Raw genomic sequence first — 13,097 nt, 5'->3', positions numbered from 1 at the left:
GTTCTGGGGGGAATATGTCACAGAATTTCGCAGCCTTTCTTTATCTCGTCTCCGGTGTCCTGTTCATCATGGCGCTCAGGGGCCTGTCGCATCCGACGACCAGCCGCAAGGGCAATGTCTACGGCATGGTCGGCATGGGCATCGCCATCGTCACCACGCTTCTGCTGGCGACGCCGAGCTTCGGCGGCTTCATGCTGATCATTCTGGCGCTCGCCATCGGCGGCGGGGCAGGGGCCTATATCGCCCGCACCATTCCGATGACGGCGATGCCGCAACTTGTTGCAGCCTTCCACTCGCTGGTCGGCCTTGCCGCCGTGATGGTTGCGGCCGCGGCACTTTATGCTCCGCATTCGTTCGGCATCGGTGAGATCGGCCATATCCATGGGCAGGCGCTTGTCGAAATGGCGCTGGGAGCGGCGATCGGTGCGATCACCTTTACCGGTTCCGTCATTGCGTTTTTGAAGCTCGATGGGCGGATGTCCGGCAAACCGATCATGCTGCCCTACCGGCATTTCATCAATGCGGGGCTGCTGTTGCTGGTTGTCGTGTTCATCTTCGGCCTGGTGCAGACCGAAAGCCATATGGACTTCTGGCTGGTCGTCATTCTGGCATTGGCGCTCGGCGTGCTGATCATCATCCCGATCGGCGGCGCCGACATGCCGGTCGTCGTGTCGATGCTGAACTCCTATTCCGGCTGGGCTGCCGCCGGCATCGGTTTCACGCTCGGCAATCTGGCGCTGATCATCACCGGCGCGCTGGTGGGTTCGTCCGGTGCGATCCTGTCCTACATCATGTGCAAGGGCATGAACCGCTCCTTCATCTCCGTCATTCTGGGCGGTTTCGGTGGCGAGACGGCATCTGCCGGCGCTGACGACGGTGTGCAGCGGACAGTGAAGCAGGGCTCGGCCGACGACGCGGCCTTCCTGATGCAGAACGCCTCGAAGGTGATCATCGTGCCGGGTTACGGCATGGCGGTGGCGCAGGCGCAGCATGCTCTGCGCGAGCTTGCCGATACCCTGAAGGGCCACGGCGTCGAGGTGAAATACGCCATTCATCCAGTGGCCGGCCGCATGCCCGGCCATATGAACGTGCTGCTCGCCGAAGCCAACGTACCTTATGACGAGGTTTTCGAGCTGGAAGATATCAATGCCGAGTTTGCACAGGCAGACGTGGCCTATGTCATCGGCGCCAACGACGTCACCAATCCTGCGGCGCGCGACGATAAGTCTTCGCCGATCTACGGCATGCCCATCCTCGACGTCGACAAGGCAAAAACCTGCCTCTTCATCAAGCGCTCGCTCGGCTCTGGTTATGCCGGCATCGACAATACGCTGTTCTACAAGGACGGCACCATGATGTTGCTCGGCGACGCCAAGAAGATGACGGAAGACATCGTCAAGGCGATGAAGCACTGAGGCGCGTCAGCGAAAACTACCGCTTAGTGAGTTGAAGCCCGGCTTTGCCGGGCTTTTTTATTACAACGGATCATGTCACAGTCGGCTTAGCAGGAGGCCGATGATGGCGACGATGACCGTATCTATCTCCGATCCGATCAAGGACTGGATCGACGAGCAGGTTCGCAGTGGCGGATATGCAAGCTCGGATGACTATCTGAACGATCTCGTGATGCGGGAACGCCTTCGGCAAGGCGAAGAGCTGTCGGTCGAGGAACTGCGCCAGATGGTGGCGGCTTCACGCGAGAGCGGCATAGGCACACGCGGCGTTGACGAGATTTTTGCCGAGGCGGAAAAGATCGTCGCACTGCGGAAAGCAAGACGTGCCTGAATTCAGACTGACGCGCCGGGCGGATAAGGACATGCTCGACATTTTCGTATTCGGTTTGGAGGCCTTCGGCCATCCTCAGGCGCGAAAATATGCGACAGAGCTGCAAGCCTGTTTCATGCTGCTTGCCAAAAATCCTAGAATGGGGCGTGTCGCAGCGGCGCTAGGCTCGGAAGTTCGCCGGCACGAACACCAGAGCCATGTCATTCTTTACGAGATAGCCGAATACGGCATTCTCATCCTTGGCATCGTTCACAAGCGAAATGCGCGACGCCTGACTCCGCATTGATCATAAAAGCTGCGCAAGATTTTCCATGACCGTTCCCACCCGACACCCCTACAATTTCGACCCCACTTGCGGCATGAGGCTAACCGAATTGCAAGCCGTCGAGCCGCCAGATGCGCCATCCGGGTTCGATGCTTTCTGGCAGGAGCGCTACAAGCGGGCTATGACCGTCGATCCCGAGCCAGGCCTGCGCAAGAGCGCGATCGACCATCCGAAATGGCATGTTTTCGATATCGTCTATATGTCGACCGGCAAGTTCCCGATCGGTGGCTGGCTGCTTTTGCCGAAGCAGGGGGAGATCCAGCGCGGACTAGTCGTCGGTCACGGATATGGCGGGCGGGATGCGCCCAATCTCGACATGCCGGTCGAGGAAACGGCTGTCCTGTTTCTCTGTTTTCGCGGCATGTCGCGCAGCGCCCGGCCGCCGATTTCGAGCGATTCCAACTGGCACGTGCTGCACGATATCGACAAGCCGGACCGCTATATCATCGGTGGCTGCGTCGAGGATCTGTGGCTGGCGGTCTCTATGCTGCTCGCTCTTTACCCGTGGCTCTATGGTCATATCGGCTATAGCGGCATCAGCTTCGGCGGCGGCATCGGTGGGCTGGCGATTCCTCACGACAACCGCATCGACCGCGGTCACCTGTCTCTGCCGACATTCGGGCATCAGGAACTCAGGCTGACTTTACCGAGCGTCGGCAGTGCCGCCTCCGTCCAACGGTACCAAGCGCAATACGGCAATGCCTGGCCGACGCTGAAGCTGCACGATTCGGCAGTCGCCGCGAGCCGCATCACCCAACCGATGCTGATGAGCCTCGCGCTTTTCGATCCCGCCGTGCCGCCACCCTGCCAGTTCGCAATAGCCAATGCGCTGTCGAAGGATGGGCCGAATTCAAAATTTAATGAAATCTTCATCCTGGATGCCGGGCATTTCGATTATCCTGAATGCGCCGCACAAAATGCGGCTCTCGACGAAAAGCTCCGACAGTTCTTCAGGGTGCCATGAATCGCGAATACCTGCGCTGGTACAGTCCTCGGCTTCATCGGGATATGGAGCTTCTCGTTTTCGGCCATTCCGGCGCCAAGGTATTGATGTTTCCGACCCGGGACGGCCGGTTCTTCGAATATGAGCAGCTTGGAATCGTCGAAAGCCTTGCGGAAAAAGTCAGGGTAGGGCAGCTGCAGCTCTATTGTATCGAGGGGCTGGCAACCGAGACCTTTTACGGATCGAATTGGCACCCATCCGAACGCATCCGGCGCCATGCGGCCTTTGAGGCATATATCCTCAACGAAGTCTTGCCGCTGATGGCGCAGAAGAACCCGCATAACTGCACGATCGTGCAGGGCTGCAGCCTCGGCGCTTTTCAGGCGGCAAGCCTCGTCTTCCGTCACCCGCATCTCTTCCACAAACTCGTCGCTTTCTCGGGTCGCTATGATCTGACGCTGAAAGTGGAGGCTTTTGGCGACCTGTTCGACGGCTATTACGACGACAGCATCTATCATCATATGCCGTCACATTTTCTGCCCGGCCTTTCGAGCGAGGAGCACCTTGCCAGCCTGCGGCGAATGGATATCGTGATGACGATCGGCAATGCAGACCCATTCCTCGACAATAATCGGCAATTCAGCCGGGTCATGTCCGAAAAGGGTATCGGTCATCAGATGCATGTCTGGGATGGCCGCGCCCATCGAGCGGGCGCATGGCGGAAGATGGCGGCGCTTTATATCTGACCGAAGATCGACATATCCGACCGAAAATCGACGGGCTGCCTGCGAGCCGCGAGGCTCAGTCCTTTATCCCTCGAGGCCTATCGGTCTTTCCGCTAAAGAGCGAGTGCTCGCTCCTTCGCCGCTTTAGGTATTGCCGCCGGAGCGGGTGCGGGCGGCGCCATCGACGGCGGGCTTGTAATTGGGGTCGATCCGCACGGCATGCGAATAGGAACGGTAGGCGCGCGACTTGTCGCCGCGGCGTTCATAGACCAGCGCCTGGTTCGCCCAGGACTCGGCGACCTTGTCGTTCATCTCGATGGCGCGGTTGAAGTCCGCGAAGGCATTGTCGTCGTTGTTCAGTGCCACATAGGAAATGCCGCGGCCGTTATAGGGTTCGGGCGAGCCGGGCGACAGCGAGATCGCCTTGGAGAAATCGTCGATTGCCTGGTCGTGCTGGCCGCGCAGCTGGAAGATCAGGCCGCGGCCATGATAGGCGCGACCGTCCGTTGTGCTGAGCTGGATGGCGCGGTTGAAATCGTTGAACGCCTCGTTGGTGCGGCCGTTCTGACGATAAAGATTGCCGCGGCCGATATACGCGACATCATAATTGGCGTTGATCTGCAGAGCGCGGTTGTAGTCGTTCGCAGCGTCGCCCGGGCGGCCCATGTTGCGATAGACCAGTGCCCGGTTGGCGTAGGCCTGATAGAACTGCGGATTGAGCTGGATGGCACGATTGAAATCGTCCAGGGCGCGGGAGAATTCGCCACCGCGGCCATAGGCCGTGCCACGGACGTTATAACCCTCCGGATCGCTCGGATTGGCATTGATGACTGCGGAGAGCGAGGAAATGTTTTCCTGGCTGCCCTGAGCGCGGTCGACCGTGATCACGTCCGTCGAGCTCGTTGTGGAGCAGGCGGACAGTGCCAAAGCTGCAAGCAGGACCGAAGCAAGAGCAGTTTTGCCACGAATGGGAAGAGCGCTGGTCGAAAGGCCGGAAATCAGAGTTCCACGATTGAGAACGGCGGTCTTGGCGGCCATCAGGCGCATTTCCTCATAGCGGTAAGGCAGTTTCCATCCGTCTGCGTGCCGTTTGATAAACCGGATCCCGTCTTCCGGTTTCAGTACGCAGCCGATATTACTTCAAATCAAAAGAGCGGCGGCGCCCATGTCGCCACCGCCCTCAAAAGCACATGAAAACGTCGAAAAAACGACAGCTCAACGAGCCGGGCGTGCGACGCGCGGAGGCGAAGGAAGCAGGCCTTCGCGCTGCATGCGCTTGCGAGCCAGCTTGCGGACGCGACGAACGGCTTCAGCCTTTTCACGAGCGCGCTTCTGCGACGGCTTCTCGTAATAATCCCGCATCTTCATTTCGCGGAAAATACCTTCGCGCTGCATCTTCTTCTTGAGAGCGCGGAGCGCCTGATCGACATTGTTGTCGCGGACAAGTACCTGCACGTGAATCCCGTTCCTTTGGTTTTGGTTGCTCGCCGGGAATCACAGGGAATTCGGGGCGAAATAATAACGTCCGCTCGGCGTAGGCCGTGCGATTGGTGTGTGCAGATATCAGATGAGTCTGTGGAAGTCCAGACGCCGTGGCGCAAACAGTGGTGAAATTAACGCTACGCTGCCTGTCGGGGAGGTTTGTCGAAACAATCTTCTCTTGCGTCGCAAAACGGCCATTGCGACGGATATTGATTTGCGATGGGTATGGCACTACCCAAGACCGATCCGATCGTTGCAGGAGAACAAGGCGAGATGCGCAGATATTCGGTTTTCGCCATAGCGCGCGAGGCGATGCGCGCCCATAGGGGCTGGGAGGCGCAGTGGACTTCGCCGGAGCCGCGTTCAAGCTATGACGTGATCATCGTCGGCGCCGGCGGACACGGGCTGGGAGCCGCCTATTATCTCGCCAAGGAGCACGGCATCACCAATATCGCGGTGATCGAGAAGGGCTGGCTCGGCGGCGGCAATACCGGCCGCAACACCACGATCATCCGCTCGAATTATCTCTACGAAGAGAGCATGGATATCTATGAGCATTCCCTGAAGCTGTGGGAAGGCCTGAGCCAGGATCTCAACTACAACACCATGTATTCGCCTCGCGGCGTGATGATGCTGTCGCACAACACGCATGATCAGCAGTCGTTCAAGCGGCATATCAATGCCAACACGCTTTATGGCATCGATAACGAGTGGCTGACGCCGGAACAGGCGAAGGCTTTTGTGCCGGTTCTCGATATTTCCAAGACGGCGCGTTACCCGATCAACGGTGCCGCTTTGCAGCGACGCGGCGGCACGGCGCGTCACGATGCGGTTGCGTGGGGCTATGCGCGCGCGGCGTCGGATCGCGGCGTCCATATCATTCAGAATTGCGAAGTGACCGGCATCCGTCGCGGACCGAATGGCGAAGTGCAGGGCGTCGAGACCTCGAAGGGGTTCATCGGCGCGAAGAAGGTCGGCGTTTCCGCTGCCGGCCATTCGTCGGTGGTGATGGAGATGGCGGGCGTTCGCGTGCCGCTACATTCCAACCCGCTGCAGGCGCTGGTGTCGGAGCCGCTGAAGCCGATTTTCCCGTGCGTCGTCATGTCGAACACGGTGCATGCCTATATCTCGCAGTCCGACAAGGGCGAGCTCGTCATCGGCGCCGGTACCGATCAGTACAATTCCTATTCGCAGACCGGCGGGCTGCAGATCATCACACATACGCTGGACGCCATCTGTGAGCTGTTCCCGATCTTCCGGCGCGTCAAGATGATGCGCCAGTGGGGCGGCATTACCGACAACACACCGGACCGTTCGCCGATCCAGGGCGTCACGCCGGTGCCCGGCCTGTTCGTCAATTGCGGCTGGGGTACTGGCGGCTTCAAGGCGACGCCGGGTTCTGCGAACCTGTTTGCCTATCTGATCGCCAAGGGCGAGCCGCATCGGCTGGCCGCCGGCCTGACGCTCGATCGCTTCCGCACCGGACGGCTGATCGACGAGGCTGCGGCTGCCGCGGTGGCGCATTGATGCTGACGGCGGTTCTCCTTTCGGCAGGCATGGCAAGCGCGGCGCCGGTCGTGCCGGTGGGGAATTTCGTTCCGACTGAGAAGGATTTTCGCACCCAGAAGATCCATCGGCTGCAGGGCGAGACGGAATGGCCGTTTACTGCCGACAAGGGATTGATGTTATGCGCGCCCAGCTGGCAAAATCGGTTGGTCTATTTCGTTCCCGAAGATGCGGGCGGTAAGAATGAGGCGCCGCTGGCGCTGGATTACGGGCTGGCGACGATTGCCCTGATCAATATGGGCCGGGCATCTGCATTCCGGCCTTACGAGAATTTCGAACAATTCGTGAAACGGCTTGCTCCTTATATCGCGATGGGCAAGCGGCTTTGTGATCAACCCGCCGGAACCGACCTTCCGGACAGTGCCTTCTAGGTGGACCAACGATGCTTCTGATCCATTGCCCCTATTGCGAAGAAGATCGCTCGGAACTGGAATTCCGCTGGGCCGGCGAGGCGCATATCGCCCGGCCGGAAAACATTGCGGCGATTTCGGACGAGGAATTCGCGGAATTCTTCTTCCTGCGCAACAACGAAAAAGGCCTCACCTATGAGCGCTGGCGGCACATTCACGGCTGCGGTCGCTTCTTCAATGCGGCGCGCGACACGGTGAGCGACAGGTTCCTGATGACCTACAAGGCGGGCATGCCGAAGCAGCCGATTCCGGTGATGGAAAAAGCCGTGGCGATTGCTGAGGAGAAGACCGTCGAAACGTGGGAAGCTACGGAAGGAGATGCCCGATGAGCGGTTCTTCCAAAAATCTCGGCGCGTTCCGCATCCAGGGTGCCGGCCGCCTGACGCCGGCGCGTACGGCGCGCTTCACCTTCGACGGCAAGAGCTATACCGCGATGGAAGGCGACAGCGTCGCCTCGGCGCTTCTGGCGCATGGCGTGCATCTGCTCGGTCGTTCGTTCAAGTATCACCGTCCGCGCGGCGTGCTTTCCGCCGGGCCGGAAGAGCCGAATGCGTTGCTCGACGTTTCGCGCGACGCATCCCGTCGGCAGCCGAACGTGCGCGCCACCGTGCAGGAAGTGTTCGACGGCGCCAAGATCGCTTCGCAGAACCGCTGGCCGTCGCTGGCCTTCGATATCGGGTCGTTCAACGATCTTCTGTCGCCGTTCTTTGCGGCCGGCTTCTACTACAAGACCTTCATGTGGCCGCGCGCCGCTTGGCATAAGCTGTATGAACCTTTTATTCGCCGCGCCGCCGGTCTTGGTGAGGCGCCGAAGGAAGAGGATGCGGATCATTATGCCGGCCGTTACGTCCATTGTGACGTGCTGATTGCCGGTGCGGGTATTGCCGGCCTGACGGCCGCACTCTCGGCCGCATCGACCGGCGCTTCGGTCGTCCTCGTCGACGAACAGCCGGAAGTCGGCGGCGCGCTGCATGCCGATGCCGCAACCACGATTGACGGCCAGAACGGTTATGACTGGGCACAGGCGACGGCGGCGAAACTGAAGGCCATGCCGAATGTCGCCGTGCTCAACCGCACGACCGTGTTCGGCTACTACAATCACGGCTTCCTCGGCCTCGTCGAGCGCGTTACCGATCACGTTGCCCGTCCCGGAAAGGACCTGCCGCGCGAGAGGTTGTGGCAGGTGCGGGCGAAGAAGGTGGTTTTGGCGACCGGTTCGATCGAGCGGCATATGGTATTCGCCAATAACGACCGGCCAGGCATCATGCTGGCGTCTGCGGCGCGCACCTTCCTGAATCATCACGGCGTCGCCGTCGGCCGGCGCATCGGCGTTTATACGGCGCATGATTCCGCTTATGAGGCTGCCTTCGACCTGAAGCGTGCCGGCGTCACGATCGTCGCGATCGTCGACAGCCGCGAGAAGCCGGGTGAGGCTGTGCTGGCGGAAGCCCGTTCGCTTGGTATCGACGTCCTGACCGGCCACGCGGTCACCAATACCGGTGGTCGCCGCCGCATCAATTCGATGACGGTGGCGCGCAACGGCAATTTCGACGTGCGCAAGATGCCGGTCGATGCACTGATCGTATCCGCCGGCTGGACGCCGTCCGTGCATCTCTTCTCCCAATCGCGCGGAAAGCTGCGCTTCGACGAACAGAACCAGCGTTTCCTGCCGGATATCTATGCGCAGAACTGCGTTTCCGTCGGCGCCTGCAACGGTACGGACGATCTGGCCGACCTGATCGACGAAGCGATCCGTGCCGGTAGCGGTTCAGTTGCGGTGTCGGGTGAAAACCGTTTCGAATGGACCGGCGGCATGATCGGTGCGGCCGAAAGTGCGGGGCCGGAACATGCTGTCAAGGCTTTCGTCGATTTCCAGCATGACGTGACCGCCAAGGACATCCGCCTTGCCGTGCGCGAGGGCATGCACTCGATCGAGCATATCAAGCGCTTCACCACCAATGGCATGGCGTCCGACCAGGGCAAGCTTTCCAACATGCACGGCCTGGCGATCGCCGCCGAAATGCTTGGCCGACCGATCCCGCAGGTTGGCCTCACCACCTTCCGCGCGCCCTATACGCCGGTGACCTATGGGACGCTGGTCGCACATTCGCGCGGCGACCTGTTCGATCCCGCCCGCAAGACGCCGATGCATGATCTGGAGACGGCGGAGGGCGCCGAATTCGAGGATGTGGGCAACTGGAAACGCGCCTGGTATTATCCGCAGCGCGGCGAGGACATGTTTGCTGCCGTCAACCGCGAGTGCAAGACGGTTCGTGACGTGGCCGGCGTGTTCAACGGTTCGACGCTTGGCAAGATCGAGGTTGTCGGCCCGGATGCGGCAAAATTCCTGAACCTGCTCTATACCAATGCCTGGGATACGCTGAAGCCCGGCAAGGCGCGTTACGGCATCATGACCCGCGAAGACGGCTTCGTGTATGACGATGGCGTCGTGGGCCGGTTGGCGGAAGACCGTTTCCATGTGACAACCACGACCGGCGGTGCGCCGCGCGTGCTGCACCATATGGAAGACTATCTGCAGACGGAATTCCCCGATTTGCGCGTTTGGCTCACCTCGACGACCGAACAATGGGCGGTGATTGCGGTTCAAGGGCCGAAGGCGCGCGAGATCATCCAGCCCTTCGTCGAAGGCGTGGATATTTCCAACGAGGCCTTCCCGCATATGAGCGTGGCGGAATGCCAGGTCATGGGTGTGCCGTCGCGGTTGTTCCGGGTGTCGTTCACCGGCGAGCTCGGTTACGAAATCAACGTGCCGGCGGATTACGGTCCGGCCGTCTGGAAGGCGATCTGGGAGCGGGCGAAATCGATGGGCGCCTGCCTCTACGGCACGGAGAGCATGCACGTGCTGCGCGCCGAAAAGGGCTATATCATCGTCGGACAGGACACGGACGGAACCGTGACGCCGAACGATGCGGGCCTCGACTGGGCAGTCTCTAAGAAAAAGATGGATTTCGTCGGCATCCGTGGCCTCAAACGACCGGACCTCGTGCGCGATGGTCGCAAGCAGCTCGTCGGCCTCATTACCAAGAGCCCGAATATCGTGCTGGAGGAGGGCGGCCAGATCGTTGCCGATCCGAACCAGCCGAAGCCGATGAAGATGCTCGGCCACGTGACCTCCGCCTATTGGTCGGAGAATTGCGGCCGTTCGATCGCGCTGGCGCTCGTCGCCGGCGGTCGATCGCGGATCGGTGAAACGCTTTATGTGCCGCTCAAAGACAAGACGATTGCCGTTGAAGTGACCGACATGGTGTTCTTCGACAAGGAAGGAGGCCGCATCCATGGTTGATTCTGGGATTGAAATGGCAACGCGTACCTCATCGCTTTTCGGCCTGCATGGCGGCTCGTCCGCTGTCCGCCTCGAAGCTGCGCCGGCCGCCGAACGGATTTCGCTGCGTGTCCACGCCGAGAATGTTTCCGCGCTTTCCGGCGCTCTCGGCGTCGACCTGCCGGTAAAGCCGAAGACATCGGCATCGGCCAATGGTCGCACGGCGCTGTGGCTCGGGCCGGACGAGTGGCTGGTGATTGGTGAAGGCGGCTACGACATAGGCAATAGCCTGATGCAGGCAGCGGCGAATTCCGGTGCGCTGCATTCGGCGACCGATGTTTCCCATCGCAACGTGGCGATCCTGGTTTCGGGACCCGGTGCTGCGGCAGCGATCAATGCCGGTTGCCCGCAGGACCTGTCGTTGAAAGCGTTCCCGGTCGGCGCCTGCTCGCGGACGATTTTTGGAAAGATCGAGATCGTTCTACTCAGGACCGCCGAAGATGCCTTCCGCGTCGAAGTCTGGCGTTCGTTTTCCGACTATGCCTTCGGCCTTTTGGCAGAAGGCGCGCGGGATGCTGCCCTCTAAGACGTTCGCCTAGCTTGACTTGATCCAGAGGAACCGCACTCTCGTCTTCAAAAAGACGGGAGGGTTTTATGATTGGATTTCCTTTGATCGCGCTGGCCGTGATTGCCGCGATGGCGGGCGGGGTCATTGCCGCGAAGCTTTCGAAGATCGAGATCTGGAAGGGTGCTTTGGTCAGCGGCTGCGCGGCCGTTGCAGCTCTGTTGGCGTCTTTTGTGCCGGGTGTCGATCGTGATCTTTCCATGCCCATGGCGGCGTTGATCGCGGCCGGTATCGTCGGTGCGATGATCGGGCTGACACCGGCGCGCACCGCCAATATCGCAATCGGCGCGGCGCTGCCGCCGCTCCTCGGGTTTCTGCTGATGGAACTCGGTCTTTAACTCCAGCCCTTCCACTTCACCCAGCGACCGTGCGGATCGACGCGGGCGAGTTCGCGGGTCTCGCCGGTCGGCCAGATCTGCAGGCTGAGCGAGGCGCTGTTCGGTTCGCCCATCATTTCCATCTGCAGGCGTGCCAGCGGCGCTTCCGCCGTCGCGCGGCTGCCGGCCTCGGCGATGATCGATTCCCCGAGTTCACGAAGCTGCGGCGGCAGATATTGCCAGGCGATCGAGTGGAAAACGACATGCACCGTGCCAGGTCGGAGCGTCTTCAGCCGTTTGTCGCGCAGCCAAGCCAGAGCGTCACCTTTTTCGACGAGCGCCTTGTGCTGCCGGGCGATATCGAGCGCTGCGCGGGTGCGGATGACGCGGTCGGTCTGGTCGGCCCAAAGATAGGAGAGAAGCCGCAGGCTGTCTTCCGGCGAATGCGGGTCGAGCGGGTTCAAGTCGCAGCCGGCTCGGTCCTGCACGATGATTTCGGCGCGGGGCGGGTGTCGCCCTTCCCAATCCGGCTTGAGCTGCACCGGTGAGGCGGGATCGCCCCAGAGGAAGCCGCCGAGATCGTAGCGGTAACGGTCCCAGTTGAGGTTGAGGCCCATGCTAGCGCCGAACTCCGAGAGGATCAGCGGTTTGCCCAACAGATCCGCGATCGTCAGGAACCCCGCAAGCAGGGCGCTGGAGCGGCGCACTTCATTGGTCTGCGGCGCGAAATTCAAACGCTCCAGGATGAAAGCTTCGTGCGTGTCGAAGGCATTGCGGATCGCGGCCCAAAGCGCGTCGTCGCTGACTTCGTTCGGCGGATACGCCGCCTTCAGGTCATCATCCTTGCCGTCGATGATCAGCGCATGCAGCGCGCCGGCAAGGCGGGTGGGGACGATGTCGCCACGGGTGGTGGGGTCGTTTTCCCAGCTCAGTATCCGCTTTCCCACCGCGGTGGAGCGATCGAGATGTGCCAACATCAGCTTGCCGAGGCGGCTGGTGAACGGTGAACCCAACAATTCGCCGGCAATGACCTGCTCGCGAAAAGCCTGCCAGATCTGTTCCTCGGTAACCATTGGATCACACTCCCTCGGGGCGATCCTTCGGGTCGAACTGGACGATCGTGATCCAGGTGGCCGTCATCGCCGGTTTCTTTTCGTTTTCGATCTCGACCGAGACATCGTAGGTGGTCATCAGCATGCCGGCGCCGCGGAAGCGGGCATCGGTCAGCGTGAAGTGGCCGCGCACCCGGGTGCCTGCCTTGACCGGAGACATGAAGCGGACGCGGTCGAAACCGTAATTGATGCCCATGGTCTGCTCGCGCACTTTTGGTACGCAGTCGAAGTTCATGGCGGAGAGCAGCGAAAGCGTCAGGAAACCGTGCGCGATAGTGCCGCCGAACGGGCTTTCCGCCTTGGCGCGTTCCTCGTCCACATGGATGAACTGGTGGTCGTGGGTGGCATCGGCAAACAGGTTGATCATCGACTGATCAGCCATGATCCAATCCGAAACGCCGACTTCCGTACCCACCAGGCCCGGCATCTCGGAGAGCGAAATTTCACGCATTCAACACCACCACGCGACCTCACCACATTTCAAATTCCGGGCCGGACTGTACTCGTTTTGAATGGGTTGGCGA

The 13,097-nt window shown here is 60.7% G+C and carries 15 protein-coding genes; 11 read left to right on the top strand and 4 right to left on the bottom strand.

Going from position 1 to position 13,097, the window contains the following annotated elements; all coding sequences use genetic code 11:
• Positions 1-14 precede the first annotated feature (14 nt).
• The 5 genes from KX729_RS09810 (at position 15) to KX729_RS09790 (ending at position 3,799) form a co-directional block, all read left to right on the top strand.
• A complete protein-coding gene (locus KX729_RS09810; protein WP_219742250.1) occupies positions 15-1,415 on the top strand; it encodes an NAD(P)(+) transhydrogenase (Re/Si-specific) subunit beta in 1,401 nt (466 codons plus the stop codon).
• A gap of 103 nt (positions 1,416-1,518) precedes the next feature.
• Positions 1,519-1,785, top strand: coding sequence for a ribbon-helix-helix domain-containing protein (locus KX729_RS09805; RefSeq protein WP_219742249.1), 267 nt, complete (start codon positions 1,519-1,521; stop codon positions 1,783-1,785).
• Entirely contained in the window at positions 1,778-2,071 is a 294-nt protein-coding gene (locus KX729_RS09800) for a type II toxin-antitoxin system RelE/ParE family toxin (protein ID WP_219742248.1), read from the top strand. The genes KX729_RS09805 and KX729_RS09800 overlap by 8 nt, the downstream gene beginning before the upstream one ends.
• A 25-nt stretch (positions 2,072-2,096) precedes the next feature.
• Complete coding sequence (locus KX729_RS09795; RefSeq protein ID WP_219742247.1) at positions 2,097-3,074, top strand: acetylxylan esterase; 978 nt, start codon at positions 2,097-2,099, stop codon at positions 3,072-3,074.
• Positions 3,071-3,799 carry an esterase family protein gene (locus tag KX729_RS09790; RefSeq protein WP_219742246.1) on the top strand — a complete coding sequence of 243 codons (729 nt, stop codon included), beginning with the start codon at positions 3,071-3,073 and terminating at the stop codon, positions 3,797-3,799. The genes KX729_RS09795 and KX729_RS09790 overlap by 4 nt, the downstream gene beginning before the upstream one ends.
• 123 nt (positions 3,800-3,922) lie before the next feature.
• Here the strand turns inward: KX729_RS09790 and KX729_RS09785 are convergent, their stop codons facing one another.
• The gene (locus KX729_RS09785) at positions 3,923-4,816 is read right to left on the bottom strand and encodes a tetratricopeptide repeat protein (RefSeq protein ID WP_219742245.1); all 894 of its coding nucleotides are present in this window, start codon (positions 4,814-4,816) and stop codon (positions 3,923-3,925) included.
• Between the two features lie 177 nt (positions 4,817-4,993).
• On the bottom strand, positions 4,994-5,233 hold the full coding sequence (gene rpsU / locus KX729_RS09780) for a 30S ribosomal protein S21 (protein ID WP_219742244.1): 240 nt from the start codon (positions 5,231-5,233) through the stop codon (positions 4,994-4,996).
• Positions 5,234-5,533: 300 nt separating this feature from the next.
• Between rpsU and KX729_RS09775 the strand changes: the two genes are divergently transcribed.
• From KX729_RS09775 to KX729_RS09750, 6 genes are all read left to right on the top strand, one after another.
• Entirely contained in the window at positions 5,534-6,787 is a 1,254-nt protein-coding gene (locus KX729_RS09775; RefSeq protein ID WP_219742243.1) for a sarcosine oxidase subunit beta family protein, read from the top strand.
• Positions 6,787-7,197, top strand: a complete 411-nt coding sequence (locus KX729_RS09770; RefSeq protein ID WP_219742242.1) for a hypothetical protein — start codon at positions 6,787-6,789, stop codon at positions 7,195-7,197. The genes KX729_RS09775 and KX729_RS09770 overlap by 1 nt, the downstream gene beginning before the upstream one ends.
• 11 nt (positions 7,198-7,208) lie before the next feature.
• A complete protein-coding gene (locus KX729_RS09765) occupies positions 7,209-7,565 on the top strand; it encodes a sarcosine oxidase subunit delta (protein ID WP_219742241.1) in 357 nt (118 codons plus the stop codon).
• Complete coding sequence (locus KX729_RS09760) at positions 7,562-10,540, top strand: sarcosine oxidase subunit alpha (RefSeq protein ID WP_219742240.1); 2,979 nt, start codon at positions 7,562-7,564, stop codon at positions 10,538-10,540. The genes KX729_RS09765 and KX729_RS09760 overlap by 4 nt, the downstream gene beginning before the upstream one ends.
• Positions 10,541-10,553: 13 nt before the next feature.
• Positions 10,554-11,105, top strand: coding sequence for a sarcosine oxidase subunit gamma (locus KX729_RS09755; RefSeq protein ID WP_376775946.1), 552 nt, complete (start codon positions 10,554-10,556; stop codon positions 11,103-11,105).
• Between the two features lie 68 nt (positions 11,106-11,173).
• Positions 11,174-11,482: a hypothetical protein gene (locus tag KX729_RS09750; RefSeq protein ID WP_219742238.1), complete on the top strand. Its 309-nt coding sequence runs from the start codon at positions 11,174-11,176 to the stop codon at positions 11,480-11,482.
• On the opposite strand, the gene KX729_RS09745 is transcribed toward KX729_RS09750, so the two are convergent.
• Positions 11,479-12,534, bottom strand: coding sequence for a DUF2332 domain-containing protein (locus KX729_RS09745; protein ID WP_219742237.1), 1,056 nt, complete (start codon positions 12,532-12,534; stop codon positions 11,479-11,481). The two genes, KX729_RS09750 and KX729_RS09745, sit on opposite strands and share 4 nt — an antisense overlap.
• A gap of 4 nt (positions 12,535-12,538) precedes the next feature.
• Positions 12,539-13,024, bottom strand: a complete 486-nt coding sequence (locus KX729_RS09740) for a MaoC family dehydratase (RefSeq protein ID WP_219742236.1) — start codon at positions 13,022-13,024, stop codon at positions 12,539-12,541.
• Positions 13,025-13,097: the final 73 nt, after the last annotated feature.

This window comes from Neorhizobium populisoli, from assembly GCF_019430945.1.
Lineage (GTDB): Bacteria > Pseudomonadota > Alphaproteobacteria > Rhizobiales > Rhizobiaceae > Neorhizobium > Neorhizobium populisoli.
Note: the sequence above shows the minus strand (reverse complement) of the source record. Positions and strands in the feature narration are given on the sequence as shown.

Coding starts and splice junctions, on each gene's coding strand:
- KX729_RS09750 (WP_219742238.1), top strand. CDS start 11,174: ATGATTGGATTTCCTTTGATCGCGCTGGCCGTGATTGCCGCGATGGCG.
- KX729_RS09765 (WP_219742241.1), top strand. CDS start 7,209: ATGCTTCTGATCCATTGCCCCTATTGCGAAGAAGATCGCTCGGAACTG.
- KX729_RS09785 (WP_219742245.1), bottom strand. CDS start 4,816: ATGGCCGCCAAGACCGCCGTTCTCAATCGTGGAACTCTGATTTCCGGC.
- KX729_RS09805 (WP_219742249.1), top strand. CDS start 1,519: ATGGCGACGATGACCGTATCTATCTCCGATCCGATCAAGGACTGGATC.
- KX729_RS09745 (WP_219742237.1), bottom strand. CDS start 12,534: ATGGTTACCGAGGAACAGATCTGGCAGGCTTTTCGCGAGCAGGTCATT.
- KX729_RS09795 (WP_219742247.1), top strand. CDS start 2,097: ATGACCGTTCCCACCCGACACCCCTACAATTTCGACCCCACTTGCGGC.
- KX729_RS09760 (WP_219742240.1), top strand. CDS start 7,562: ATGAGCGGTTCTTCCAAAAATCTCGGCGCGTTCCGCATCCAGGGTGCC.
- KX729_RS09790 (WP_219742246.1), top strand. CDS start 3,071: ATGAATCGCGAATACCTGCGCTGGTACAGTCCTCGGCTTCATCGGGAT.
- KX729_RS09770 (WP_219742242.1), top strand. CDS start 6,787: ATGCTGACGGCGGTTCTCCTTTCGGCAGGCATGGCAAGCGCGGCGCCG.
- KX729_RS09755 (WP_376775946.1), top strand. CDS start 10,554: ATGGCAACGCGTACCTCATCGCTTTTCGGCCTGCATGGCGGCTCGTCC.
- KX729_RS09775 (WP_219742243.1), top strand. CDS start 5,534: ATGCGCAGATATTCGGTTTTCGCCATAGCGCGCGAGGCGATGCGCGCC.
- KX729_RS09810 (WP_219742250.1), top strand. CDS start 15: ATGTCACAGAATTTCGCAGCCTTTCTTTATCTCGTCTCCGGTGTCCTG.
- KX729_RS09740 (WP_219742236.1), bottom strand. CDS start 13,024: ATGCGTGAAATTTCGCTCTCCGAGATGCCGGGCCTGGTGGGTACGGAA.